We start from the raw sequence: 23,724 nt of genomic DNA, 5'->3' as shown, positions 1-23,724 counted from the left end.
CGTTCAGGCCTTCTTCGCGCGTGACGGCTGCACGCGCGGCGGCTCCCCCGGCATCTTCGGGAAGTCCGGCGGGAAGGGCAGTTCGCCCTCGCCGTTCTCCAGGTCGCGCTCCCACCACGTCAGCAGCGGCGTGATGCTCGCGGGCTCGTCGTGCATCGCCTGCCACGGGTCGCCCGTGGTCCGCAGCCGCTCCGGCACCGACCGGATCGTGAACGCCGTCGGATCGGCGTCGTCGAGTTCGTCCCACGCGATCGGTGTCGACACGGCCGCGTGCGCGAGGGCACGGGGACTGTAGGCACCGGCCATCGTCCGGTCGCGGTTCGCCTGGTTGAAGTCGACGAAGACGCGCTCCCCGCGCTCCTCCTTCCACCACGCCGTCGTCACCCGGTCCGGCATCCGTCGCTCGAGTTCGCGTGCGGCGGCGATGACCGCGTGCCGGACGTCGAGGAACTCGTACTCGGGCAGGATCGGCGCGAAGACGTGCAGCCCGCGGTTCCCGCTCGTCTTGATCCACGCCGTCAGTCCGACCTCGTCGAGCACCTTCCGGAGCTCGTGCGCCACGGGGACGGTGTCGTTGAAGTCGGTACCGGGCTGCGGGTCGAGGTCGATGCGGAGCTGGTCCGGGTGGTCGGGGTCCCCGGCGCGCGAGGCCCACGGGTGGAACACGACGGTGTTCATCTGCGCGGCCCACACCGCGACGGCCGGCTCGTCCACCACGAGCTGCGGGTGCTGTCGGCCGCTCGGGTAGGTGACGGTGACCGCGCGGACGTACTCGGGCGCGCCCTTCGGCGGGTTCTTCGAGAAGAACTGCTCGCCGTCGACGCCGCCCGGGAACCGCTGCAGCGAGATCGGGCGGTCGCCGTTCGCCCGGACGAACGCGTCACCGACGGCGACGAGGTACTCCGCCAGGTCGAGCTTCGTGATGCCGGGCTCGGGCCAGAGCACGCGGGAGGGGCTGCTGATCCGGACCTCCCGGTCGCCGTCCGGCCCCGGGACCGTCAGCGTCGTTGCTTCGCTCGCCATGCAGCGGACCGTACACGGGCGGGCCCGGGCCCGGCCGCAGCCCCGATCGGTCGGGGTCGGGGGCGGTCGGGGTCGGGGTCCGGGGCGGTCGGAGTCGAGCGGGCGAAGTACGTCACGCTCGGCGCTCCGGACCGGCCGGTTCCGCCCGTTCGGCGAACCGCGCGCGGCATGTCCCGCCCACCCGGGGTGCACGATGGAAGGGTGAACGCGTACCTCGGGGTGGACCTGGCATGGGGACTCGGCACCGCGACCCGCGCACCGAACGAGACCGGACTCGTCGCGATGGACACCGACGGAGCGGTCACCGACGCCGGCTGGGCCCGGGGCGTCGACGCCGTCACCGACTGGATCGCCGGACACCTGGGCGAGCGCTCCCTCATCGCCGTGGACGCCTCGCTCGTCGTGACGAACCCGACCGGCATCCGCGAGGCCGAACGGCAGGTGGGACAGCGCTACGGCCGGTGGAAGGTCGCGGCGAACCCGACGAACCTCGCGTCGGCGGCGAGCGCCGGGGCCCGACTACTCGAGCGGCTGACGGCCCTGGGCGTCGGGTACGTGTCGTCGACCGCGGCGATGCGGGAGCGCACCGGTCCGGCGGTGTTCGAGTGCTACCCGTACACGACCCTCGTCGGGGTCGAGGAGCTCGGCTACGACGTCGAGCGGCCGCGGTACAAGCGTCTCGACCTGCACGTCCCGCCGGCGACGGCCCGGGCACGACGGGCGGAGGCGTTCGACGAGCTCGTGCGTCGGCTGCGCGAGACGCCGCTGGACCCTCCGCTCCGGCTCGACACGCATCCGCTCACCCGGGCGCTCGCCGAGCCCTCCGGGATCCACGGGCCGACGCACAAGCACCGGGAGGACCTGCTCGACGGGGCCCTCTGCGCCTGGACGGCCGCGTTCTGGGAGCGGCACGGCGACGACCGCGTGCAGATCCTGGGAGGCGATCCGTGCCTCCCGTCCGACGCCGTGGACGAGGCGGGCCGCCAGCCCGTCGTGGTGGCGCCCGCGCGCCCGTCGCAGCGGCCGACGCGCGGATAGGCTTGCGCGGTGAGCACCACCACCGAACCCCTGCGCATCGGGCTGGTGTCGCTGCACACCTCCCCCGGCGACGAACCCGGCTCCGGCGAGGTCGGCGGCATGAACGTCGTCGTCCGCCACCAGGCCGAGGCCCTCGCGGACCGCGGCCACCACGTCGACATCATCACGCGCCGCTCGTCGCCGACGCAGCCGGACTCGGTGTCGCTCGTGCCGGGCGTCTGCCTGCGGTTCCTGTCGGCAGGGCCCGCCGAGCCGGTGCCCAAGGGCGAGCACGACGCGTTCATCGAGCCGTTCCGCCGCGAGCTCGAGCACCTCGGCCCGTTCGACGTGCTCCACTCGCACCACTGGTTCTCCGGCGCGGCCGCACTCCCCGTGGCCCGCGAGCGGGACATCCCCCACGTGCAGTCCTTCCACTCGATCGCCGCCGACAGCGACACGCCGCTGTCCGAGGGCGAGCGTCCGGAGTCCGACGGGCGGATGGCCGGCGAGCGCATGCTCGCGCACGAGTCCGACGCGGTCGTCGTCGTGTCCTCGGCCGAAGCCGACACCGTCCGCACGCGGCTCGGCGGCGAGACCGGGCGCATCTGGATCGTGCCGCCGGGCGTCGACGGGTCGGTGTTCCGTCCGTCCGCAGCCGGTGCCCGCCGCGCGGACGTCCCGTACGTGGTCGCCGCGGCGCGGGTGCAGCCGTTGAAGGGGCTGGACCTCGCGATCGAGGCGATCGCCGGCATCAGCCAGGAGGCGCGACCCACCCTCGTCATCGCCGGGGACGCCTCGAGCGAGGCGGGTGACTACGTGGACGAACTGCGTCGGCTGGCGGCCCGCCTCGGGATCGCCGACCGCGTGACGTTCGTCGGTCCGCAGTCGCGGGCCGACCTGGCGTTCCTGTTCCGCGGCGCGGCAGCCGTGCTGGTCCCGTCGCACTCGGAGACCTACGGCCTCGTCGCGCTCGAGGGCTCCGCGTCCGGGGTGCCCGTCGTGGCCGCCGCTGCCGGAGGACTGCGTGAGGCCGTGGTCGACGGCGAGACCGGGGTCGTGCTCGAGTCCCGCGATCCGGCAGTCTGGGCTGCGGAGACGGAGCGGATCCTGACGGACGCGTCGTACGCGGCGTCACTGGCCGCGGCCGGCCGGGAGCACGCGGAGCGCCTCAGCTGGGAGCGCTCGGCCGCCGGGCTCGAGGACGTGTACCGCCGGGTGCTGGGACGCGCGTGAGCGGGGGCGGGCGGTTCGACGCGTTCTGGGCAGCGCTCGACGCCGTGCCGGTCGCGGACGACGCCGAGGCGCTGTACGACGTGTCGACCACTGCCGGGCGGCTGCGTCGGGCGAACCTCGAGCGGTACCTCACGACCGTCGGCGCGCAGGCGAACACGGTGCTCGTCGCCGAGGCCCCGGGGTGGCGCGGCATGACGAACACCGGCGTGCCGTTCACGAGCATGCGGGAGCTCGGGCCGGACTACCTCGTCCCGCCGGAGCCGACCGCCCCGTGGGAGGCGTCGTCCCGTGTCGTGCAGGCTGCCCTGGCGTCGTGGCACGGTGCGCTCCCGATGACGTGGGCGATCTTCCCGCACCACCCGTTCGCCGCTCCGGACCGGCTGACGAACCGGACGCCACGGCCGGCCGAGGTCCGGGAGGGCGCGCCCGTCGCGTTCGCGCTGCTCGATGCGATGCGGGCGGGTCCGGGCGGGGACGACGTCCGGGTCGTCGCGGTGGGGCGGAAGGCGCAGGGCGCGTTGGCGCTGGCGGGGATCGACGCCGTGGCGGTGCGGCACCCGGCGCAGGGCGGGGCCGCACAGTTCACGGAGCAGGTGCTGGCGCTCCGCCGCTGAGCGCGCGGGCGCCCGGCGCGTTCGCACAACGCAAGTGCATCGGAACCGGGGATCGGCGTGGTTCGGACGCGCTTGCGTTGTGCGACGACGAACGGAACCGGCAGCGCAGCGGGGCGCCGCAGGCTCAGGCGGAGCGGACCTCGACGCCCTTCGCGGCGAGCCGCTCGACCACGTGCGCGGGCAGCGGTGCCGCGGCGTACACGGTGCCGAGGGCCGGCAGGTCGAGGACGTCGTCCCAGTTCTGCGGGTCGTACCGGTCGTCGGAGCCGTCCCACCCCGGGTGCACGTCCTGCAGGACCTCGAGGTCGGAGTCGACGGTCAGCTCCGTCACGAGCGACAGCTGCGACGGCAGGAGGTCGAGGTCGTCGTAGTACTCGCGCGCACGGTCGTCCTGCCCTTCGACGTCGAGGTCCTCGTCGCTCTCGTCGTCGTCCCCGGCGTAGGGCTGGAGGACGTCGAGGTCGTAGCAGAGCACGTCGAGCACGAGGAGCTTCGCGTTGAAGTCGGCGAACTCCACGGGTTCCTCGGTCGTGTTCGTCTCGTCGTGCATGGCTCGGAGCGTAGCCGTCGCCACCCGAGAGCGCACAGGGGCGGTGGCACGTGTCCGACGGAGCACGAGCATGTTGCGATCTGCGGCGATTTGCCTGTGAGACTGGACAGGATGACCCGAAGCGGAACAGGCTGACGCATGGCCACCACCAACACAGAGCGCCCGCAACAGGAGCAGCCAGAGCTCCGGCGGGTCATCGGTCCCAAACTCCTCCTGCTCTTCATCGTCGGGGACATCCTCGGCACGGGCATCTACGCGCTCACGGGTCAGGTCGCGGCAGAGGTCGGCGGAGCAGCGTGGCTCCCCTTCCTCATCGCGTTCGCCGTGGCGCTGCTGACGGCGTTCTCGTACCTCGAGCTCGTCACGAAGTACCCGCAGACGGCCGGTGCGGCGTTGTACGTCCACAAGGCGTTCGGCATCCACTTCGTCACCTTCATCGTGACCTTCATCGTGATGTGCTCGGGCATCACCTCGGCGTCGACGGCGTCGCGGGCGTTCGCGGCGAACCTCGGTGCCGGCTTCGGCTTGGAGCTGCCGAACGCGGTCGTGATGCTCATCGCGATGGGCTTCATGCTCGCGGTCATGGCGATCAACTTCCGGGGCGTCAGCGAGAGCGTGAAGACGAACGTCGTCCTCACCCTGGTCGAGCTGTCCGGTCTCGTGATGGTGATCCTCATCGGCTTCTGGGCGATCGCCGGCGGCAACGCCGACTTCTCCCGCGTGGTCATGTTCGACACGCCGGAGGACAAGTCGCTCCTGCTCTCGGTGTCGACCGCCACGTCACTGGCCTTCTTCGCCATGGTCGGGTTCGAGGACTCGGTGAACATGGCCGAGGAGACCAAGGACCCCTCCCGCATCTTCCCGAAGGTCATGCTCACGGGTCTCGGCATCACCGCCGTGATCTACGTCCTCGTGTCCATCTGCGCCGTGGCGGTCGTGCCGATCGGTGAGCTCGCCGGCAACGAGACGCCGCTCGTCACCGTCGTGCAGACCGCTGCCCCGGACTTCCCGATCGCTGACCTGCTGCCGTTCATCTCGATGTTCGCCGTGGCCAACACCGCGCTGATCAACATGATGATGGCGTCGCGGCTGCTGTACGGCATGAGCAAGCAGGGCGTCCTGCCCGGCTTCCTCGGGAAGGTCTCGCCGGCCCGCCGCACCCCGTCCACCGCGATCGTCTTCACGACGCTCGTCTCGCTGCTGCTGATCGGGTGGGTCTCGCTCGACCCCGACTCCCCCATCGTCGTCGTGCTCGGCGGCACCACCTCGCTCCTGCTGCTGTCGGTGTTCGCCGTCGTGAACGCGTCGGTGCTGGTGCTACGCCGCGACAAGGTCGACCACAAGCACTTCCGGGCGGGTGTCATCGTGCCGATCATCGGTGTCGTCACCTGCCTGTGGCTCGTGCTGCCGTTCTCGTCCGGCCGCGACCCGCAGCAGTACCAGATCGCGGGCGCGCTGCTCGCGCTCGGGATCCTGCTGTGGATCGTGACGTGGTTCACCCACGGGCGGAAGCAGACCGAGAAGGCGCCCACCGGTCTCGTCACCGAACCGACGACGGTGCAGCGCCCGAACGAGCCGGCGCAGACGCACGACCACGACCACCGCGACGTCTGACCCGCGAACGACCGAGCCGGTCCTCGGACACCCCCGATCGGGCGGGTGCGGTTCCCAGGCGGCGCACGTAGCCTCTTCGTGCTCCGCCTGACCCGCCCCGCTCGAGAGGACCCGCCATGCGCCGCGTCGGCATCACCCTCGCGTCGGTGTTCGGCGCGGGCGTCGTCGCGATCGGCATCGGCGTCGTGGTGGTCATCGTCATCGCGGTGAACTCGCTGACGGGTGCCGCCAAGGGGGTCGTCGCGGACCCGACCCCGACCTGCCCGGACGTCGCGACGAGGACGATCGGCGGCATCGTCGTCCCCGCGGGCCCCGTCGGCGGGTTCTGCCAGGACCGCCTGGTCAACGCCGCGTACGTCATCAGCGCCGCACAGGCCATGGGCATCGGACCGCACACCCAGGCGGTCGGCGTGATGACCGCCATCGGGGAGTCGAGCCTGGTGAACCTCGACCACGGGGACGCCGCCGGACCCGACAGCCGCGGGCTCTTCCAGCAGCGGGACAACGGCGCCTGGGGCACGTACGAGCAGCGGATGGACCCGTACACCGCGGCGTCGATGTTCTACACGAAGCTCGTGAAGATCCCCGGGTGGAAGACCATGACCCCGACCCAGATGGCGCACGCCGTCCAGATCAACTCGGACCCCGACCACTACGCGAAGTTCTGGCCCGAGGCGAAGTCCGTCGTCGAGGGCCTCACCGGGGAGACCGTCCCCGACACCGCACCCCAGGGCTGACCAGCACGTCACGAGGCGAGCGGGAGCGGACCGTCGTCCACCGGCTCGACGTCGTCGAGCGACACGATCGCGACCCCGCCGGTGTGCACTGCCACCTGCGCACGGAGCCGGACGTGGTGCTCCTCGAACGCGCAGGCGCACGCGTCGACCCACTCCCAGTCGACCGGGAACAGCCGGGACTCCCCCGGGCGCTCCCAGACCAGCACGACCTCGGCCGCGCCGACCTGCACGAGGACGTCCCCGACCAGCGCGGCGAAGTCCTCGACGTGTTCGTCGGGTTGCCACGGCAGGTCGGAGATCGGCATGACGAACGACACCGGCACGGCCCGTTCGTCGAGGAAGAGCACCCAGCACTGCCGGGTGATCGGGCGTTCGACGAGCGCGGTCACGAGGTCCACCACGTCGTCGTCGGTGCGGGCAGGGGTGCGGATGAGGCGGTCGAGCATGTCGGTGTCTGGCATGCCCTCAGCGTCGCCGAGACCACTGCACCGCACCGCGACCAGACGCACATCTGTGGACGACCGCCGCGCGGGGCCGCCCTGTGGAGGAACGACCCTCAGATGCCGTGGGTGATCGCGCTGTCGACGAGCAGGATCGCGCCGAAGAACACCGCCACGACGGCCGCGATGCCAACGAGGGCGAACGGCCACGAGAGCCGCCGCCGAACCAGTCGCAGCACGCACACCACGAGCGCCGCGACGAGCACGAGGGCGACGAGCACCGGCCCGACGTAGACGACCGCACCGCCGAGGGTCTCGTCGCAGGAGTTGCCGGGAGCGCCGCACGAGCTGAACGCCAGCGACAGGAACACGATCCCGCCACCGGCGACCACCGACTCCGCTGCCAACAGCACCAGCAGCACGACCGTGGCGACCACGTCCGCGACGCGACGGCCGCCTGCCAGGGGGTGTCGCGCCTCCCGTCCGAAGGCCGCCGGACCGGACCCGAGCGGATCCGCGACCACGGGGGCTTCCATCACCCTCGCCGCCCGCGCGTGGACCAGAGGGCCCAGGCGATGAGGACCGGCTGGCCGAACAGGCGGCCGATGCGCTTGACGTCCGAGTCGAGCCCGAAGGCGTCGCGGCGGTTCAGCCACTGCGAGATGTTGCCGGGGAAGATCGCGGTGAAGAAGAGCGCCGCCACCGTGCCGACGAAGCGACGCGAGCGACGGGGTGCGAGCACGAGGGCGCTGCCGAGGCCGATCTCCGCGATGCCGGAGGCCAGGACCGTGGTGTCCTCGTCGAGCGGGACGAAGTCGGGCACCTGGGCGCGGAAGTCCTGCCGGGCGAAGGTGAGGTGGCTCGTGCCGGCGAAGACGAGCGCGAGGCCGAGCAGGACGCGGAGGAAGGATCGCATGCCTCCATCGTGCCCGTGCCGGACGTCCACCGCACGCGCCGCACGGCGTGCCGGACCGCCACCGCCCCGCTAGGTTCGGACGCATGGGAACAGCCTCCCGCGACCACGAGCCACCCGCAGCACCCGCCGTCGTGGCCGCGCTGCTCGGTCCGATGGCGCTCTACATGGGGTTCATCGTCCCCGCGGCCTCGATGGGGCGGCACGTCGTGCTCGGTGCGGTGTTCGGCATCGTGTGCATCGCCAGCGGCTGGCGCGCACTGTCGATCGCACGACGGAGGCAACGAGGCGTGCGGGTCTGGTCGTGGATCGGGATCGTCCTCGGCGTGCTCGGGCTCGTGATGCTCGTGTGGCAGTTGCTCGTCATCGTGACCGGGGGCGCCTTCCCCTCCCCGTTCTGGACGCCGTACGCCCACCGCTGACGCGGCCCCTCACCACCCGAGCGTGCCCGGCGCCCCCTTGAACGGTCCGACGACCCGCGAGGTGATCCACCCTCCGTAGAAGTCCCCCTCCTGCGCCTGGACCACCTCGCCGCCGACCTCGCACGAGTCCATCGCCGAGGGGTAGATCGCCACCCGGTCGCGCAGCTGCTCGTAGCCCGGCTCGGGCGTCGGGTAGTTCCACGCGGCCCGCGGAGCGACCACGTCCCCGCCCACCACGTCGAAGTACCGCGCGCGCCCCTTGAACTCGCACATGCTCGACCCCTCGGCCGGCCGGAGCTCGAGGTCGGCCATCGGCACGTAGTACACCGGCGGGTGCGAGGTCTCGAGCACCCGCACCGCGTCGGTCGTGTCCACGACCACCTCGCCGCCGAGCCGCACGACCACGCGTTCGGGCACCGGCTCCACGGCGGGGGGCCTCGGGTAGTCCCACACGGACTCCTGGCCGGGGGCGGGCTCGGTACGGTTCGGTCGGCGCATGGGTCACGTCTACGCCGCCTCCCTGCCCGCGGGCCTGGAGGCGCGGCTCGCGCCCGCCCCACCGGCCCGGCCCGCCCGTGGTCGCGCGGGGCGCGGGGCGCGGGGCGCGGGGCGCGGGGCGCGGGGCGCGGCGGACGCGCGGCGCCCGCAGGGTGCAGAGTGGGCGCGTGACGACGACGACGACACGCACCCTCTTCCGACGGAAGCCGATCGAGACGATCGACGACGAGACCGGTGGCGACGGCGGCCTGAAACGGCACCTCGGCCTCTGGCAGCTCACCGCGATCGGCATCGGCGGCATCATCGGCGCGGGCATCTTCACCCTCGCCGGCACGGTCGCGAACGGCGTCGCCGGCCCCGCGGTCCTCATCAGCTTCCTCGTCGCCGGTGTCGCGAGCGCCGCCGCTGCCCTGTCGTACGCCGAGTTCGCCGGCCTCATCCCGAAGGCCGGCAGCGCGTACACGTACGGCTACGCGGTCCTCGGCGAGATCGTCGGCTGGTTCATCGGCTGGGACCTGCTGCTCGAGTACACCGCGATCGTGGCGGTGGTCGCGATCGGGATCTCCGGCTACGTCGGGTTCCTCGTCGGCCAGTTCGGCATCGACCTGCCCGCCTGGATGCTCGGCGCACCGGGCACGGGCGACGGCCACGTGATCGACGTGTTCGCGATCATCCTGTGCCTGCTCACCGCATTCGTCCTCACCCGCGGCATCCGCAGCGCCGCACGGTTCGAGTTCGTCGCCGTCGGCATCAAGGTCGCCCTCGTCGTGCTCATCGTCGTGCTCGGCGTGTTCCACATCAACAGCGCGAACTACTCGCCGTACTTCCCGTTCGGCTTCGGCGGCGTGATGACCGGTGCCGCGACGGTGTTCTTCGCGGTGTTCGGCTACGACGCGATGTCCACCGCCGCCGAGGAGTCCACCGACGCCCGCAAGCACATGCCGAAGGCGATCCTGCTGTCGCTCGGCATCTCGATGGTCCTCTACGTCCTCGCGACCCTGGTGCTCACCGGGATGCAGAAGTACACCGACATCGACCCCGCGTCAGGCTTCTCGTCGGCGTTCGCCTCGGTCGGGCTCGGCGGCGTGGCGAACATCATCGCGATCGGCGCCATCGTCGGCATCATCACCGTGCTCGTGACCTTCATGCTCGGTGCGAGCCGCGTCTGGTTCTCGATGAGCCGCGACGGCCTCATGCCGAAGTGGTTCGCGAAGACCGACCCGAAGCGCCACGTGCCGACCCGCGTCACGTGGATCCTCGGCATCGCGTCGGCGATCCTGGCCGGTGTGCTCCCGATCGGGGTCGTGGCCGAGCTGACGAACATCGGCATCCTGCTCGCCTTCGTCGTCGTGTGCTCCGCCGTGATCGTGCTGCGCTACCGCCAGCCCGACCTCGACCGGCAGTTCCGGCTGCCGTTCATGCCGGTGATCCCGATCATCGGCGTCATCGCGTCGCTGTGGCTCGTGACGTTCCTGCAGTGGGAGACGTGGGTGCGCTTCGCGGTCTGGTTCGCGATCGGCCTCGGCGTGTACTTCGGCTACTCCCGTCGGCACAGCAAGCTGGCGACCGGTGAGGCGACGGGCAAGCCGATCGTCTGACCGGACGGCCTACGCGTCCCGGCGGTGCTTCCCCTTCGCCGCCGTCGGGTCGGCCATCGGGTGGTTGCGGAACCACCGCAGCAGCTCCCGGGACCGGCCGGAGTCGGCGCTCTGGTCCCCCGAGGTCAGGAAGTCGCTGAAGCCCTCCGGCGTCGCAGCTCCCTCGACGTCGCGGTCGTACGCCATCGACCACTCCGGGAAGCGCCGGGTGTGGATGGACTCCTCGGCGAGGAGCCGCACCTCGTCGTGGCGCTCGTCCGCGAGGATCCGCTGGTACGTCGACAACACCTGCTCGTACGGTCCCTCGAGCAGCTGCATGAACCGCCCGTTGCGGTGCACGAGCAGCCCGGTCAGACCGTCGGCGGTGTTCCGGGCACGGGCGTGGGCGAGCACCTCGTCGAGGGCGTCGTCGTCGAACGGCTCCGTGGCCGCGCTCATGTAGACGAGTGACTGCAGCATGCCGTCGATCCTGCCCGCTCCCGCGCGCACGCGACTCCCCCAGAACGGGACGCCGGACGCCCTACGACCGGATCTCGCGCATGTTCTGGGCCTGCCACCCCTCGGGGATCGACGCGCGGAAGGCCTGCAGCGCCTCCTCGTAGGTCTGCCCGGTCGCCTCGTGCGGCCTGGTCTCCTTGGAACGGGCGATCGCACGCACGGTGGTCTCGCCGGTCGCCTTGCTCGTGACCGCGTTCACCTGCTGCAGCTCGAACCCGTGCAGGTCCAGGGCCTCGACCGCCGCCGTGCGCGCCGCCTCGATGTTCTCGCCGCTGCCCTCGGCCTCCGTCGTCGCGGTCGAGCGCAGTTCTCCTCGCAGTGTCGTCACCCACCCAGTATCGCGGCCCCCGGACAGGGTCTGTCGCACGCGGGTGCCGCACGCCATCATCGGGAACGCCGATCCGGAGGAGTCCCATGCGCCGCACCACCCTCACCGCAGCACTCGTCGTCAGCGTCGCCGCCGTGGTGTCGTCCCTCGTCGGTGTCGCGCCGGCGCAGGCCGCCGGGATGCCCGCAGCGATGAAGGCGCAGTACGATCACCAGTACGGCACGTTCACCCCGTTCACGAAGTCGGGCAGCCGGAACGCCACGATCGTGCTCCCGCAGAACGCCCGCAGCGGGATCATCGTCGCGACGTTCACCCCGGCGGATGCCGAGCACACCGAGTTCGAGGTGCACGAGCGCAACAGCAAGGGCGGCCCGACCGGTTCGAACCCCATCGGCCAGGGCGGCAAGTACACGGGCCGCGTCGCCTACGGCACCGACTCGTGGCGGAAGCCCGCCGCGCTCAAGGTCGAGGCCAGGGGGCAGTGGACCCTGCGGTTCAGCCAGGTCTCGAGCGCCCCGGCACTGACCGCCTCGGGCCACGGCGACAACGTGATGCTCTACTGGGGCGCGACGGCCACCCGCCAGTTGCGGTGCACGACGACTCGTGTCGCGACGTGCATGCTCCGCGAAACCCTGCTCCGCAACGACTACGAGACCATCCCTGCCAGCGACAACGGCTCCGGCAAGGACCTCTCGAAGCGGATCACCCTGTCGAAGGGCCCGTCCGTCCTGCAGCTGAACGCCGGCAGCACCTGGTCGATCCGCTGACCCGGCGAGCGCCGGAGGTCGGTGGCACCTGGCACGATTGACCCGTGCCAGCCGCCCCGATGATCGACGCCGTCGACGTCATCCGTTTCGTCGGGCCGCAGGCGTTCGGCCGCGCGCGGGACCTCGTCCGGGCGGGCCTGGTCGACGACGTCGTCTGGCACGACGACGACGGCACCGTCACCGCCACGGTGTCCGGCTCCGCCGACGACCCGTACGAACTCCGCATCGAGACCACCCCGGCCCGCGGCGAGTTCGTCCGTCCGGTCCGCAGCACCTGCACCTGCCCGCTCGGCGGCGACTGCAAGCACGTCGCCGCCGCCCTGCTCACCGTCAACGCCCGCGCACTCGCCGCGGCCGCCGGCCCGAAGCCGGAACAGCCGGCTCCGCCGCCCTCGGACTGGAGGCACGACCTCGCCCGCCTCGCCGGCGACGACGCGCAGGTGGCCGAGCCGCAGGGCACCCCCATGGGACTGCAGTTCGAGTTGCGTGACGCGGTCTCCGCCCGGCTCGCCTCGCGTGCGCGAGCCGCCGGTCGCGCGCTGCCGACGGCCTCGCGGTCGGTGCGACTCGGCGTCCGCCCGGTGACCCGCAGCGATGCCGGCAACTGGGTTCGGGGGCAGCTGACGTGGGGCGCCCTCCCCTACTCGATGAACCGGCTCGGCCTCTCCCCCGAGCAGCACGCCTGGTTCGTCCAGTTCGCCGCGCTCCACCGCGCCGGACAGCTCGCCGGGCTCCCGGGCGAGGCCGACTGGATCCACCTCGACGACTTCGGCAGTCCGCTGCTCTGGCCGCTCCTCACGCAGGCACCGGCCCTCGGCATCGCGTTCGTCACCGGCAAGCGCGAGGGCGGTGCCGTGCTCGGAGCCGAGGCACGTGTGCTCCTCGACGTCGCCCGGCAGGACGGCGGGCTCGTGATCGGTGCGAGCGCGGTCCTCGACGGCCGACCGGCGGCTCCCGGCACGGCCCGGACGATCGGCGACCACGGTGTCTACGTCTTCCGCGAGAGCCCCGAGTTCCACGTCGCGTTCGCCCCGACGGTCACCCCCGTGCCGGAGGACCAGCGGCGCATGCTCGTCGACGGCGCCCGGATCACCGTTCCGGAGCCCGAGGTCGCGGAGTTCCTCGCCGACTGGTCCCCACGGCTCCGTGGCGCGCTCGGCCTCGTCAGCGCCGACGGCTCCGTCGAGCTGCCCGAGCGCACGCCGCCCGAACTCGTGCTGACGGCGACGTTCGAACCGGCCCGGGCGCCCCGGACGGACGACCGCGTGCACCTGCAGTGGCGCTGGCACGTCGACGCGCGGAAGGACCCCGTCGCGCTGCACGGACCCCTCCCGGACCTCGCCGGGCTGCGCGCGGCCGACGACACGGCCGGCCCGACCGGACCCGGCGGCGGACTCGCGTGGTTCGAGGACGGCACGATCGACGGTGCCGACGTCGCGGTGTTCGCGAACGAGCTGTTGCCGGAGCTGCCGGCGCTCGGCGTCCGCACCGTCGTGCAGGGCGAACGCGTCGACTACGAACGGCTGACCGGTCGGCCGCACATCCGCGTGACGACCATGCCGTCGGACAAGCACGACTGGTTCGACCTCGGCATCTTCGTGTCCGTGAACGGCAAGCAGGTGCCGTTCACGCCGCTGCTCCGGGCGCTCGCGAAGCGGGACCGGCGGATGAAGCTCATCGACAACTCGTACCTGTCGTTGTCCGACCCCGCGTTCGACCGGCTGAAGGAGCTCATCGACGAGGCGCGCGACCTCGACGAGTGGGAGCCCGAGCAGCCGATGACCGTGACGCCGCTGCAGGCCGGGCTGTGGTCCGAGTTCGACCAGCTGGCCGACGAGACCTCGCACGACGAGCGGTGGGAGGCGATCGCGGCGGGGCTGCTCGGGGCGACGCCGCCGGAGTCGGTGTCCGTGCCGGACTCGGTGCACGCCGAGCTCCGGCCGTACCAGCACACCGGGTACGCCTGGTTGTCGTTCCTGCTGTCGCACGGGGTCGGCGGGGTGCTCGCGGACGACATGGGTCTCGGCAAGACGCTGCAGGTCCTCACGACGATCGCCGCCGCGCGCGCGTCCTCGCCGGATGCGCCGCCGTTCCTCGTCGTCGCGCCGACCTCGGTCGTCGGCAACTGGGCGGCCGAGGCAACCCGGTTCACGCCGTCGCTGCGCGTCACCACGATCGGCGCGACGACGCTGAAGGACCCCGGGCTCGTCGCACGCGCTGCTGCCGCGTCGGACATCGTGGTGACCTCGTACGCGCTGCTCCGGCTCGACGCGCAGGCGTACACGGACCTGCCGTGGGCGGCCCTCGTGCTCGACGAGGCGCAGTTCGTGAAGAACCCGCAGTCGCAGACGCACCGGGTGGCGGTCGACCTCCGCGCGCCGGTGAAGTTCGCGATCACGGGCACGCCGCTCGAGAACGGGCTGACGGACCTCTGGGCGCTGTTCCACATCGTCGCGCCCGGGCTGCTGTCGTCGTGGTCGCGGTTCGGGGACGACTACGTGAAGCCGCTCGGTTCGCCGGACCTCCGCGGCGCCGCCCGTCAGGAGCTCACCGCGCGGCTCCGACGGCGGATCCGGCCGCTCATGCTCCGGCGGACGAAGGAGAGCGTCGCCGCCGACCTCCCGCCGAAGCAGGAGCAGGTCGTCCGGGTGACGCTCGACCCCGCGCACCGGACCCTGTACGAGACGACGTTGAACCGGGAGCGGCTGAAGGTCCTCGACCTCATCGACGACCTCGCGAAGAACCGGATGATCGTGTTCAGGTCCCTGACCCTGCTACGGATGCTCGCGCTGTCGCCGGCGCTGGTCGACGGTTCGCGAGAGGACCTGTCCTCCGCGAAGCTCGACCTCCTGCTCGACGAACTCGAACAGCTCGCCGCCGAGGGTCGCCGCGCCCTGGTGTTCAGCCAGTTCACGTCGTTCCTCCGCATGGTGGCCACCGCCCTCGACGACCGGGGCGTCGGCTACGAGTACCTCGACGGCTCGACGAGGCGCCGCCCCGAGGTCATCGACCGCTTCCGGAACGGCACCGCCCCGGCGTTCCTCATCTCGCTCAAGGCCGGTGGCTTCGGGCTGACCCTGACCGAGGCGGACACCGTGTTCGTGCTCGACCCGTGGTGGAACCCCGCCGCCGAGAACCAGGCGGTCGACCGGACGCACCGCATCGGCCAGACCCGGTCGGTGAACGTGCAGCGGTTCATCGCCGAGGACACCATCGAGGAGAAGGTCCTCGCGCTCGCGGCGAAGAAGGCCGAGCTGTTCGCGACGATGATCGACGACGACGCCCTCTTCGCCGAGGACCTCACGGCCGACGACATCCGCTCCCTGTTGGCCTGACGCGGCCGAGGGTCAGCGGGCGAGGGCGTCGATCGCAGCGACCTCGTCGGAGGACAGCTCGATGCGGGCGCCGGCGGCGTTCGACCGGATGCGCTCGGGGTTCGACGACTTCGGGATGACGACGAACCCGTGCGCGACGTGCCAGGCGACGATGACCTGTGCGCTGTCCGCGTCGTGGGCGGTCGCGATGTCGACGAGCGTCGGGTCCTGCAGGTTGCTCGCCTTGAAGGGGCTGTAGCCCTCGAGGACGACCCCACGGGACGCGAGCCCGTCCGCCACGGCGCGGTCGAACTCGACGGGGCTCCACTTGATCTGGTTCACGGCCGGGGTGACCCCGGTGGCGCTGACGAGCTCGTCGATCTGCGCGAGGGAGTAGTTGCTCACCCCGACCGCCTTCGTGAGGCCGTCCGACTGCGCCTGGACGACCTGCTCCCACACGTCCGGGCGTGCCTCGCCGTTCGGCGGCCAGTGCACGAGCCAGAGGTCGAGGTGGTCGAGGCCGAGCTGGTCGAGGCTCTCCTCGATGGTCTCCCGCACGCGGTCGGCGTTGTCCGGCGGCAACTTGGTCGTCACGAAGACCTCGTCGCGGGCGAGTCCGGACTCGGCGACGGCCTTCCCGACGCCGCGCTGGTTGCGGTACCCGGTGGCGGTGTCGATGTGGCGGTACCCGGCCGCCAGTGCTTCGCCGACGGCGGCGGGCGCCTCGGCGTCGGGGATCTGCCAGGTGCCGAAGCCGAGGAGCGGCATCGACCCACCGGTGACGGACACGGACGGGTTCGCGTAATCGGTCATGTACCCGTGTCTACGCCGTGCCCGCGGAACGGTTCAGAGCGAGGCGGTCCACTCGGCGACGGTGACGACCTCGGCCTGCCGCGGGAAGACCTTCTCGGTGAGGACGCGGTGGACCTCCGCGTCGCCGTCGGCACACGCGTCCGAGAGGACCGTCAGCCCGAAGTCGAGGTCCGCCGCCTGGCGCAGCGTCGAGAGGACGACGCCGCTCGTGGCGATCCCGGCGAGCACGAGGTCGCGGACCTCGAGGCCGCGGAGCAGCACCTCGAGGTCGGACCCGGCGAAGGCACTGACGCGGAGCTTCGTCACGACGAGGTCGTCGTCCCCGACCCCGAACGCGCTGTGCACGTCGGTCGACCCCGGGGTCTGGGCCCCGATGCGCTCCCGCATCCCGCCGAACATCTTGTTCGTGCGCGCGGCCTCGGGGGCGCCCGGCCGGAACGCCACGCGGACGAAGACCACGGGGATGCCGCGCTCCCGGGCGGCCGAGACCGCTGCCGTCGCGGCAGCCAGGGCCTCGTCCGTACCGAGTCGTTCGACGATGCTGTTCTGGTAGTCCATGACGAGGAGTGCGGTGCCCACCTCGTGGACGCTACTCCGGCGGGCCGGGCGGCCGACCCTCCGCCGGGGTCCGGGGCGATGTCCGACGTGTCCGGCATCATCGTCGGTGCACCGCACCACCGCACCACCAGGAGCTCCACCCACGCATGACGTCCCGCCGACGCCGCACCCGTACCAGCCTCACGTCCGTCCTCGTCGTCCTCGCACTCGCCGTCGGCGGGTACGCCCTGCACACCGCGGGCATCATCGCGCCCGACGCCGAAGCCGCACCGGCGACGACCAGCGCGCGCACGGGGACCGACGCCCCCACCATCGAGACGGAACCGGGCGCGCCGGGGACGACCGGCGCCTCCCGAACCGACGCGACGAGCGCGCCGAGCGCGCCGAGCGCGCCGACCGCGACGAGCGCGACGAGCGCGACCGACGCCGCAACAGCAGCCACCGCGCGGGCCGAACTCGCCGCCCTGCCGGTCAAGGGCAAGGCCCCCGCCACCGGGTACGACCGGGTCGGCGACTTCGGCACCGCGTGGCTCGACGTCGACCGGAACGGCTGCGACACGCGGAACGACGTGCTGGCGCGGGACCTCTCGGCGATCACCCGCCAGGGCCCCTGCCGGGTGCTCACCGGGACGCTCGTGTCGCCGTACACCGGGGCGACGATCGGCTTCGTGCGCGGCGAGACGACCTCCACGCTCGTGCAGATCGACCACGTCGTCGCGCTCGAGAACGCCTGGCGGACCGGGGCCCAGCAGCTCTCGCAGCGTGAGCGGGAGTCACTCGCCAACGATCCGGCGAACCTGTTCGCGGTGGACCAGCACTCGAACGCGCAGAAGCGTTCCGGCGACGCCGCGACCTGGCTGCCGGCGGACAAGTCGTTCCGGTGCACGTACATCGAGCACCAGGTGGCGGTGAAGACGAAGTACCGCCTGTGGGTGGCCCCCGCCGAGCACGACGCGATGGCGCGGATCCTGCGGACCTGCTGAGCACGGCCGCAAGACAACAGGTGTAGCCTAACTCCCGTCGATGCGAATGCATCGTTCGGACTCGCTGCTCCACCGCGGACCCCGAGCCCTTCACCGTCGAAGACCTCAGGAGGCCTCCCCATGACCGCAACCAGCTCCCCCACCGCCCGCTTCACCGACCGCGTCGTCCTCATCACCGGCGGCGGCTCCGGCCTCGGCCGTGCGACCGCCGTCCGTCTCGCCGCCGAGGGCGCGAAGCTCTCCCTCGTCGACGTCTCCTCCGAGGGACTCGAGGCCTCGAAGGCCGCCGTGCTCGAGACCGCCCCCGACGCCGAGGTCCTCACCACCGTCGCCGACGTCTCGGACGAGGCACAGGTCGAGGCCTACGTCACGGCCACCACCGAGCGCTTCGGCCGCATCGACGGCTTCTTCAACAACGCCGGCATCGAGGGCAAGCAGAACCCGACCGAGTCGTTCACCGCCGCCGAGTTCGACAAGGTCGTCTCGATCAACCTGCGCGGTGTGTTCCTCGGCCTCGAGAAGGTCCTGAAGATCATGCGCGAGCAGGGCTCTGGCATGGTCGTCAACACGGCGAGCGTCGGCGGCATCCGCGGCATCGGCAACCAGTCCGGCTACGCCGCCGCCAAGCACGGTGTCGTCGGTCTCACCCGCAACTCGGCCGTCGAGTACGGCCGCTACGGCATCCGCATCAACGCCATCGCCCCCGGCGCCATCTGGACGCCGATGGTCGAGAACTCGATGAAGCAGCTCGACCCGGAGAACCCCCGCAAGGCCGCCGAGGAGTTCATCCAGGTCAACCCCTCCAAGCGCTACGGCGAGGCGCCCGAGATCGCCGCGGTCGTCGCCTTCCTGCTGTCCGACGACGCCTCGTACGTCAACGCCACGGTCGTCCCGATCGACGGCGGACAGTCCGCCGCGTACTGAGTCACACAGCCCGGCGCGCGGCCACCTCGACGTGCGCTGGGCATCGGCCTGGAGGCGCGGCGCACCCCCGCCCCGCGTGGCAGGCTGCGGACATGGCTGAGCAACTCACGGTCCCGCAGGCGTTCGCGCTCCTCCAGATCGAGTCCGACGGGCGGAAGTCCACGGACGTGCAGACCCTCGACGCCGGGCTCGCCGGTGCCGTCCTCGCGGACCTCGCCCTGCGCGGCGTCGTCTCACTGCAGGACGGCTTCGTCACCGTCGTGAACGGTGCGGCCATCGGCGACCCGGTCCTCGACGGCGTCGTCGGCACCATCGCGGCCGCCGACAAGCCCCGCAAGGCGAAGTGGTGGATCACCCGCATCGGCAAGCGACCGCTGCGCGACGACGTGTTCGCCGGCCTCATCGCACGCGGCCACATCACGCTCGAACAGGGCAAGACGCTCGGGATCTTCCCCACGACGAAGTACCCGGAGCGCGACGGTGGCCCCGAGGCGCTCCTCCGCGCCGGCATCGGCGACGTCCTCGCCGGGCGCGCCGAACCCACGCCGTTCGCCGCCGCCGTCATCGGCCTGCTCGACGCGACCAGCACGCTCCGCAAGCAGTTCGGCAAGGTCGACCGGGCGCTCGTGAAGGAGGTCACCTCGGGCGGCTGGGCCAGCCCCGCGGTCAAGGCCGTGCTCGAGGACATCCAGACGGCGGCGATCATGGCGACGGTGGCGGCGAGCACCGCCGCGACGACGGCGACGATCTCCTCAAGCTGAGCCCGATCGCCGGCGTCCGTCCTGCGACGTCGTGACGACCCCGTCGGCCGTGACAGCATGGTCGACGACCCCCGGGAGGGAACCGCATGAGCACCAACGACCAGACGGGATCCGCCTTCGGCCGCGGCGTCGACAAGACCCCGCCGACCGCCGCCGCCGAACTCCGGAGGCGCATGGCGACCTCGCCCGCCGGCTTCCTCCGCAGCGCCGCGTGGGTGCCGTGGCGACCCGCGGACGCTCCCGACGGCGGAAGCGTCGCGCACGTGGTCATCCGGGAGAAGCCGTTCGTCCCCGTGTTCACCGACCCCGCCGAACTCGCCGCCGGCCTGCCCGACACCGAGGGCCGTCCGGTGTCGATGTCCGAGCTCGTGACGGCACTGCCGGAGGAGTTCGGCATCGTCGTCGACCCCACGAGTGCCGCCGAGGCGAACTTCCTGCACGCCGACGTCCTCGCGGGCATGCGCGCGCAGATGCAGAGCGGTGTCCAGCTCGACGAGGACCCCGACCAGGGCTGACCCCGTCGCCTAGCGGCTGCTCGGACCGGGCTCGACGAGCTCGATGAACCGGGACAGCAGCGACAGCCCGGCGATCGAGGGCGGCAAGCCCGTCGCCAGCGCCGGCGAGTACACGAGGTACGCCGCCCACTTCGCCCGCGACAGCGCCACGTTCAACCGGTTCGGCATGAGCAGGAAGTCGAGCCCGCGCGGGATGTCGGCGGCGCTCGACGCCGCGAGCGACACGATCGACACGACGGCCTCGCGCCCCTGGAACAGGTCCACGGTGCCGACCTGCGTCCCCCGCAGTCCTGCACGGTCGAGGGCGTCACGGATCACCGCACCCTGGGCGTTGTACGGCGCGACGACGATCACGTCCTCGTCCGTCAGCACGCGTTCGGTGTCACCGTCCACCCACCGCCGACCGACGACGTCCTGCGCGAGGGCGACGACCCGAGCCGCTTCCTCCACCGAGGACGTGGTGTTCCCGGCGTGCACGATCGGCTCCGGGTGGACGCCCGCGTCGATGCCGTCGAGGTGTCGCCCGGACACCATCGACGCGAGCTGCCCGTCGTACGACAGCGCCGACACCGACGCCGTGAGTGCCGGCTCCATCCGCCGGGTCCGCGCCAGGAAGTACCCGAACGCGTCCGGCAGCACGTGCTGGCCGTCGGCGAGCCAGCCGAGGGCCGACTCGTCGACGGGCTCCGGGTGGGACCCCTGCGACACCTGCGGCAGCTGCTGCGGATCCCCGAGGAGGAGCAGACGCGTCGCCGCGATCGAGGACGCGATCGTCGGCGCGAGGGAGAACTGCCCGGCCTCGTCCACCACGAGCAGGTCGAGGGAGCGGCGCGGGATCGTGCCCTCGTTCGCGAAGGTCCACGCGGTCCCGCCGACGACCCCGCCCCTGCCGGTCTCGGCGCAGGACGACAGGAACGCAGCCACGGCGGCGTTGTTCTTCACGGGCGTCCACGGTGCCGACTCGACGTCGTCCGGGTCCGCTCCCGCCCGGGGCACCTTCACGACGCGGTCGGCGGGCACCCCGGCCTGCACCACCGACGCCAGGAAGTTCTCCGAGGTCGCGTGCGACTGTCCGACGACCCCGACGCGCCAGCCGTACTCGCGCACGAGCCGCGCGACGACGTTCGACCCGACGTACGTCTTGCCCGTCCCCGGAGGGCCCTGGATCGCCAGGTACGACCGGTCGAGGCCGAGCAGCGTCGCGACCACGGCCGACACCGTGTCGTCCCCCTGCACGGGCACGATCGGCCCCCGCGGCGGGATCCGGCGGAGCAGGTCGAGCGCAGGATCGGGCAGCATGGCGGGCTGGGCGTCGAGGACCGCCTGTCCCCACTCCGCGATCGCCTCGGGCTGGGGCTTCGCCCGCGGTGGTGCCGCCGGTGCGAGGGCGACCGGGAAGTCCTCGTGCGGCGAGCCGCCGACCGGCAGGCTCTCCTTCACGAGCACCTCGAAGCCGTCACCGTCCTCGAACGCGTCGAGCACGACGGCGCGAGCCGACGCGCCCTTCGAACCCGGCGCCGGAGCGGCGATCGACGGCGGGAGCGGGTCGTCGTAGACGAGGTGGGGCGTGCCTCCTGGACGGAGCCGCGAACCGGGCGCGAGCGTCCCCGACAACCGGATCTCTCGGGACTGCGACCGGGCGCGCGGCAGCGTGTCCCAGTCACGCTCGACCGATGCCCGCTCGACGACCAGCACGTCGCGGGTGTCCGCCCACTCGTCCACCGGGTTCCGCAGGCGGTCGAAGTGGTCCTGCCAGAAGGTCTTCGCCTCGCGCCGGTGGTAGTCGATCGCGGCTGCGGCGAGCGCCAACGCCGTCTGGTCGGGCGTCCGGTCGAGGGCGTCGACCCCGTCGAGCTGCGCGGCGAGCGCCGTGTACACGGGGTTCGGTTCGCGGTCGACCGGGATCGGCGGGAGCAGTTCGTCCGGCTCGGCAGCGACGGGCGCGGACGAGGACGCGCGCGCTGTCGCTCGGAGCGACAGGAGCCAGTCGCGCAGCCGGAGCGTGGACCGGCAGTCGTAGGCGTTGTAGTCAGCGACCTCGTCGAGCATGTGCTGCCCGGCGGTGGCGTCGCCGTTCCGGAGCTCCTCGATCGCGTCGACGTACGCCGTGATGCTGTCCGCCGCGTTCGTCACATCGCTGAGCCGCAGGTCCGAACCCATGTAGAGCGGCTCGAGCTTCTTGATGGAGTAGCTGCGGCTGCCGACCACGAGCGCCTTGCGCACGATCGGGTACAGGTCGACGAGGACCCCCGCGCGGAGCAGGTCGTCGACGGCTTCCTCCCCGACGCCGTGCCGGGCCGCGAGGGACAGCAGGTGCGTCCGCTCGTACGCCGCGTAGTGGTAGATGTGCATCCCCGGGTACTGCTGCCGCCGAGCCTCGATGAAGGCGAGGAAGTCCAGCAGCGCCTGCCGCTCGTCGCGGATCGTGTGCGCCCAGAACGCCGTGAAGCGCGCCTCGGGGTCGACGAGCCCGAACAGGTAGTCGAGTCCCCAGTGGACGCCGTCCTCGGTGTGGAGCGGGTCCCCCTCGAAGTCGAAGAACACGTCGCCCGGGTCCGGCGTCGGGATCGCGTCGAGCGCTCGGGCGTCGAGCACCTCGAAGAGCGGCTTGGTCGTCCCGGTCGCCTGGGCGCCGTCGGCTGCGGTCCGCGCGTGCTCGGTGTCGACCTGGAGGCGCGCCTGACGCACCAGCCGCGCTTGCGTCCCGCGCGGGAGACCGGGCACGGCCGTGGTCCGGTCCGCCAGCTCGTCGATCGTCCGCACCCCCTGCCGGATGAGCTTCGTCCGCTGGTCGAGTCGCATGCCCGCGACGAGGACCAGGTCGCGGTGCTCGGCGACCTGTGTCGTGCACACGTCGCACCGGCCGCACGACGAGTACCGCGGGTCGGCCCACTGCAGCGGCTCGGTCTCGGCCAGGCGCTCAGCGATCACCCGCTGCAGCTCGGCGCGCTGCGTCCGGTACACCGGTGCGATGTCGGCGAGGTCGTGCGTGGTGGTCGTCCGGTCGCCGAGCACGAGGTGGACCTGCTCGCCGGTGGGGATGCCGTGCGCCTGCATCTGCTCGGCGTACGCGGCGAGCTGCAGCAGGGCGCTGATCTTGGCGTGGCGGGCGAGCTTGGTGTCGTACACCTCGTACTGGCCGCAATCGTTCCGCACGATGAAGTCCGCGAAGCCGATGAAGCCCGGGGCCTCTGCCGTCGGCGGCGCGAAGAAGGTCGGTTGGTAGAGGACGTCCGCGCCGGTGCGCATCGCGTCCAGCGCGGCCGCCGCTGCCGACGGGTACTCGGCCGGCGCCGGTCGGTCGAACTCGACGACGTCCCGCGTGTCCTTCAGGATGGCGAGGTAGTCGAGCTCGTGCTGGTCCCCCAGGCGTGCGGTGCGCTCGAGCATGTCGTCGTGCGACTCGGGCAGCGGCTCGCCCCGGCCGAGCTTCACGTCCATGCGCCGGAGGAACGCCCACTCGCAGGCCGCCCACGTCGAGAGGTCGCTCGGACTGAGCAGGACCTGCCCGTCGCCGCCGATCTGCATGCGTCTCCCCCGTCTCCTCGGTGCCCTGCGAGCCTAGGCCCGCCCGCCGACACCACCATGTAGGAGTGAAATATGC

The 23,724-nt window shown here is 72.0% G+C and carries 24 protein-coding genes; 13 read left to right on the top strand and 11 right to left on the bottom strand.

Annotated elements, in window-relative coordinates; all coding sequences use genetic code 11:
- Positions 1-3 precede the first annotated feature (3 nt).
- Positions 4-1,023 (bottom strand): non-homologous end-joining DNA ligase, encoded by a 1,020-nt coding sequence (gene ligD, locus ACIPKM_RS11940; RefSeq protein ID WP_261646257.1) that lies wholly within the window; start codon positions 1,021-1,023, stop codon positions 4-6.
- Between the two features lie 201 nt (positions 1,024-1,224).
- On the opposite strand from ligD, the gene ACIPKM_RS11935 reads away from it, so the two are divergent.
- The 3 genes from ACIPKM_RS11935 to ACIPKM_RS11925 are packed head-to-tail and all read left to right on the top strand — an operon-like array spanning position 1,225 to position 3,887.
- Positions 1,225-2,061, top strand: coding sequence for a DUF429 domain-containing protein (locus ACIPKM_RS11935; protein ID WP_261646258.1), 837 nt, complete (start codon positions 1,225-1,227; stop codon positions 2,059-2,061).
- A gap of 9 nt (positions 2,062-2,070) precedes the next feature.
- A complete protein-coding gene (locus tag ACIPKM_RS11930) occupies positions 2,071-3,273 on the top strand; it encodes a glycosyltransferase (RefSeq protein WP_071296667.1) in 1,203 nt (400 codons plus the stop codon).
- The gene (locus ACIPKM_RS11925) at positions 3,270-3,887 is read left to right on the top strand and encodes a uracil-DNA glycosylase (RefSeq protein ID WP_402736798.1); all 618 of its coding nucleotides are present in this window, start codon (positions 3,270-3,272) and stop codon (positions 3,885-3,887) included. The genes ACIPKM_RS11930 and ACIPKM_RS11925 overlap by 4 nt, the downstream gene beginning before the upstream one ends.
- 124 nt (positions 3,888-4,011) lie before the next feature.
- Here the strand turns inward: ACIPKM_RS11925 and ACIPKM_RS11920 are convergent, their stop codons facing one another.
- A complete protein-coding gene (locus ACIPKM_RS11920) occupies positions 4,012-4,437 on the bottom strand; it encodes a DUF6892 domain-containing protein (protein WP_071296665.1) in 426 nt (141 codons plus the stop codon).
- A 138-nt stretch (positions 4,438-4,575) separates the two neighbouring features.
- Here ACIPKM_RS11920 and ACIPKM_RS11915 point away from each other — a divergent pair, with 138 nt between their 5' ends.
- Both ACIPKM_RS11915 and ACIPKM_RS11910 read left to right on the top strand, forming a co-directional pair.
- Positions 4,576-6,051: an APC family permease gene (locus ACIPKM_RS11915; protein ID WP_402736797.1), complete on the top strand. Its 1,476-nt coding sequence runs from the start codon at positions 4,576-4,578 to the stop codon at positions 6,049-6,051.
- 116 nt (positions 6,052-6,167) lie between these two features.
- Positions 6,168-6,788, top strand: coding sequence for a hypothetical protein (locus tag ACIPKM_RS11910; RefSeq protein ID WP_070418587.1), 621 nt, complete (start codon positions 6,168-6,170; stop codon positions 6,786-6,788).
- Positions 6,789-6,796: 8 nt separating this feature from the next.
- Here the strand turns inward: ACIPKM_RS11910 and ACIPKM_RS11905 are convergent, their stop codons facing one another.
- From ACIPKM_RS11905 to ACIPKM_RS11895, 3 genes are all read right to left on the bottom strand, one after another.
- Positions 6,797-7,249 (bottom strand): hypothetical protein, encoded by a 453-nt coding sequence (locus ACIPKM_RS11905; RefSeq protein ID WP_402736796.1) that lies wholly within the window; start codon positions 7,247-7,249, stop codon positions 6,797-6,799.
- A 95-nt stretch (positions 7,250-7,344) separates the two neighbouring features.
- On the bottom strand, positions 7,345-7,665 hold the full coding sequence (locus ACIPKM_RS11900; RefSeq protein ID WP_139219841.1) for a hypothetical protein: 321 nt from the start codon (positions 7,663-7,665) through the stop codon (positions 7,345-7,347).
- Positions 7,666-7,763: 98 nt separating this feature from the next.
- Positions 7,764-8,144: a hypothetical protein gene (locus tag ACIPKM_RS11895; protein ID WP_402736795.1), complete on the bottom strand. Its 381-nt coding sequence runs from the start codon at positions 8,142-8,144 to the stop codon at positions 7,764-7,766.
- An 83-nt stretch (positions 8,145-8,227) separates the two neighbouring features.
- On the opposite strand from ACIPKM_RS11895, the gene ACIPKM_RS11890 reads away from it, so the two are divergent.
- On the top strand, positions 8,228-8,563 hold the full coding sequence (locus ACIPKM_RS11890; protein ID WP_139199182.1) for a hypothetical protein: 336 nt from the start codon (positions 8,228-8,230) through the stop codon (positions 8,561-8,563).
- Positions 8,564-8,572: 9 nt separating this feature from the next.
- On the opposite strand, the gene ACIPKM_RS11885 is transcribed toward ACIPKM_RS11890, so the two are convergent.
- Positions 8,573-9,061 (bottom strand): DUF427 domain-containing protein, encoded by a 489-nt coding sequence (locus ACIPKM_RS11885; protein ID WP_071296660.1) that lies wholly within the window; start codon positions 9,059-9,061, stop codon positions 8,573-8,575.
- Positions 9,062-9,228: 167 nt separating this feature from the next.
- On the opposite strand from ACIPKM_RS11885, the gene ACIPKM_RS11880 reads away from it, so the two are divergent.
- On the top strand, positions 9,229-10,659 hold the full coding sequence (locus ACIPKM_RS11880) for an amino acid permease (RefSeq protein ID WP_402736794.1): 1,431 nt from the start codon (positions 9,229-9,231) through the stop codon (positions 10,657-10,659).
- 9 nt (positions 10,660-10,668) lie between these two features.
- Here the strand turns inward: ACIPKM_RS11880 and ACIPKM_RS11875 are convergent, their stop codons facing one another.
- Positions 10,669-11,118, bottom strand: coding sequence for a BLUF domain-containing protein (locus ACIPKM_RS11875; RefSeq protein ID WP_070418580.1), 450 nt, complete (start codon positions 11,116-11,118; stop codon positions 10,669-10,671).
- 61 nt (positions 11,119-11,179) lie between these two features.
- Positions 11,180-11,485 (bottom strand): hypothetical protein, encoded by a 306-nt coding sequence (locus ACIPKM_RS11870; RefSeq protein ID WP_070418579.1) that lies wholly within the window; start codon positions 11,483-11,485, stop codon positions 11,180-11,182.
- 86 nt (positions 11,486-11,571) lie between these two features.
- Between ACIPKM_RS11870 and ACIPKM_RS11865 the strand changes: the two genes are divergently transcribed.
- Positions 11,572-12,252 carry a hypothetical protein gene (locus ACIPKM_RS11865; protein ID WP_402736793.1) on the top strand — a complete coding sequence of 227 codons (681 nt, stop codon included), beginning with the start codon at positions 11,572-11,574 and terminating at the stop codon, positions 12,250-12,252.
- A 44-nt stretch (positions 12,253-12,296) separates the two neighbouring features.
- Positions 12,297-15,587 (top strand): SNF2-related protein, encoded by a 3,291-nt coding sequence (locus ACIPKM_RS11860; RefSeq protein ID WP_402736792.1) that lies wholly within the window; start codon positions 12,297-12,299, stop codon positions 15,585-15,587.
- Positions 15,588-15,599: 12 nt separating this feature from the next.
- Here ACIPKM_RS11860 and ACIPKM_RS11855 read toward each other — a convergent pair whose 3' ends face one another.
- Together ACIPKM_RS11855 and ACIPKM_RS11850 are read right to left on the bottom strand one after the other, a co-directional pair.
- Positions 15,600-16,379: an aldo/keto reductase gene (locus ACIPKM_RS11855; RefSeq protein WP_402736791.1), complete on the bottom strand. Its 780-nt coding sequence runs from the start codon at positions 16,377-16,379 to the stop codon at positions 15,600-15,602.
- 33 nt (positions 16,380-16,412) lie between these two features.
- The gene (locus ACIPKM_RS11850; RefSeq protein WP_071301813.1) at positions 16,413-16,958 is read right to left on the bottom strand and encodes a cysteine hydrolase family protein; all 546 of its coding nucleotides are present in this window, start codon (positions 16,956-16,958) and stop codon (positions 16,413-16,415) included.
- A gap of 125 nt (positions 16,959-17,083) precedes the next feature.
- On the opposite strand from ACIPKM_RS11850, the gene ACIPKM_RS11845 reads away from it, so the two are divergent.
- From ACIPKM_RS11845 to ACIPKM_RS11830, 4 genes are all read left to right on the top strand, one after another.
- Positions 17,084-17,920: an HNH endonuclease family protein gene (locus ACIPKM_RS11845; RefSeq protein ID WP_402736790.1), complete on the top strand. Its 837-nt coding sequence runs from the start codon at positions 17,084-17,086 to the stop codon at positions 17,918-17,920.
- Positions 17,921-18,040: 120 nt separating this feature from the next.
- Positions 18,041-18,844 carry an SDR family oxidoreductase gene (locus ACIPKM_RS11840; RefSeq protein WP_402736789.1) on the top strand — a complete coding sequence of 268 codons (804 nt, stop codon included), beginning with the start codon at positions 18,041-18,043 and terminating at the stop codon, positions 18,842-18,844.
- A gap of 92 nt (positions 18,845-18,936) precedes the next feature.
- Positions 18,937-19,605 carry a GPP34 family phosphoprotein gene (locus ACIPKM_RS11835; protein WP_402736788.1) on the top strand — a complete coding sequence of 223 codons (669 nt, stop codon included), beginning with the start codon at positions 18,937-18,939 and terminating at the stop codon, positions 19,603-19,605.
- An 86-nt stretch (positions 19,606-19,691) separates the two neighbouring features.
- Complete coding sequence (locus ACIPKM_RS11830; RefSeq protein WP_070418571.1) at positions 19,692-20,120, top strand: SseB family protein; 429 nt, start codon at positions 19,692-19,694, stop codon at positions 20,118-20,120.
- Between the two features lie 9 nt (positions 20,121-20,129).
- On the opposite strand, the gene ACIPKM_RS11825 is transcribed toward ACIPKM_RS11830, so the two are convergent.
- Positions 20,130-23,648 carry a TM0106 family RecB-like putative nuclease gene (locus ACIPKM_RS11825; protein ID WP_402736787.1) on the bottom strand — a complete coding sequence of 1,173 codons (3,519 nt, stop codon included), beginning with the start codon at positions 23,646-23,648 and terminating at the stop codon, positions 20,130-20,132.
- Between the last annotated feature and the right edge of the window lie 76 nt (positions 23,649-23,724).

The organism is Curtobacterium sp. NPDC086286 (assembly GCF_044746255.1).
GTDB lineage: Bacteria > Actinomycetota > Actinomycetes > Actinomycetales > Microbacteriaceae > Curtobacterium.
Note: the sequence above shows the minus strand (reverse complement) of the source record. Positions and strands in the feature narration are given on the sequence as shown.

Excerpts from the sequence above, each read along its gene's own strand:
- ligD (WP_261646257.1), bottom strand. The coding sequence starts at position 1,023 with ATGGCGAGCGAAGCAACGACGCTGACGGTCCCGGGGCCGGACGGCGAC.
- ACIPKM_RS11920 (WP_071296665.1), bottom strand. The coding sequence starts at position 4,437 with ATGCACGACGAGACGAACACGACCGAGGAACCCGTGGAGTTCGCCGAC.
- ACIPKM_RS11915 (WP_402736797.1), top strand. The coding sequence starts at position 4,576 with ATGGCCACCACCAACACAGAGCGCCCGCAACAGGAGCAGCCAGAGCTC.
- ACIPKM_RS11910 (WP_070418587.1), top strand. The coding sequence starts at position 6,168 with ATGCGCCGCGTCGGCATCACCCTCGCGTCGGTGTTCGGCGCGGGCGTC.
- ACIPKM_RS11905 (WP_402736796.1), bottom strand. The coding sequence starts at position 7,249 with ATGCCAGACACCGACATGCTCGACCGCCTCATCCGCACCCCTGCCCGC.
- ACIPKM_RS11895 (WP_402736795.1), bottom strand. The coding sequence starts at position 8,144 with ATGCGATCCTTCCTCCGCGTCCTGCTCGGCCTCGCGCTCGTCTTCGCC.
- ACIPKM_RS11890 (WP_139199182.1), top strand. The coding sequence starts at position 8,228 with ATGGGAACAGCCTCCCGCGACCACGAGCCACCCGCAGCACCCGCCGTC.
- ACIPKM_RS11885 (WP_071296660.1), bottom strand. The coding sequence starts at position 9,061 with ATGCGCCGACCGAACCGTACCGAGCCCGCCCCCGGCCAGGAGTCCGTG.
- ACIPKM_RS11875 (WP_070418580.1), bottom strand. The coding sequence starts at position 11,118 with ATGCTGCAGTCACTCGTCTACATGAGCGCGGCCACGGAGCCGTTCGAC.
- ACIPKM_RS11865 (WP_402736793.1), top strand. The coding sequence starts at position 11,572 with ATGCGCCGCACCACCCTCACCGCAGCACTCGTCGTCAGCGTCGCCGCC.
- ACIPKM_RS11855 (WP_402736791.1), bottom strand. The coding sequence starts at position 16,379 with ATGACCGATTACGCGAACCCGTCCGTGTCCGTCACCGGTGGGTCGATG.
- ACIPKM_RS11845 (WP_402736790.1), top strand. The coding sequence starts at position 17,084 with ATGACGTCCCGCCGACGCCGCACCCGTACCAGCCTCACGTCCGTCCTC.
- ACIPKM_RS11840 (WP_402736789.1), top strand. The coding sequence starts at position 18,041 with ATGACCGCAACCAGCTCCCCCACCGCCCGCTTCACCGACCGCGTCGTC.
- ACIPKM_RS11835 (WP_402736788.1), top strand. The coding sequence starts at position 18,937 with ATGGCTGAGCAACTCACGGTCCCGCAGGCGTTCGCGCTCCTCCAGATC.
- ACIPKM_RS11830 (WP_070418571.1), top strand. The coding sequence starts at position 19,692 with ATGAGCACCAACGACCAGACGGGATCCGCCTTCGGCCGCGGCGTCGAC.
- ACIPKM_RS11825 (WP_402736787.1), bottom strand. The coding sequence starts at position 23,648 with ATGCAGATCGGCGGCGACGGGCAGGTCCTGCTCAGTCCGAGCGACCTC.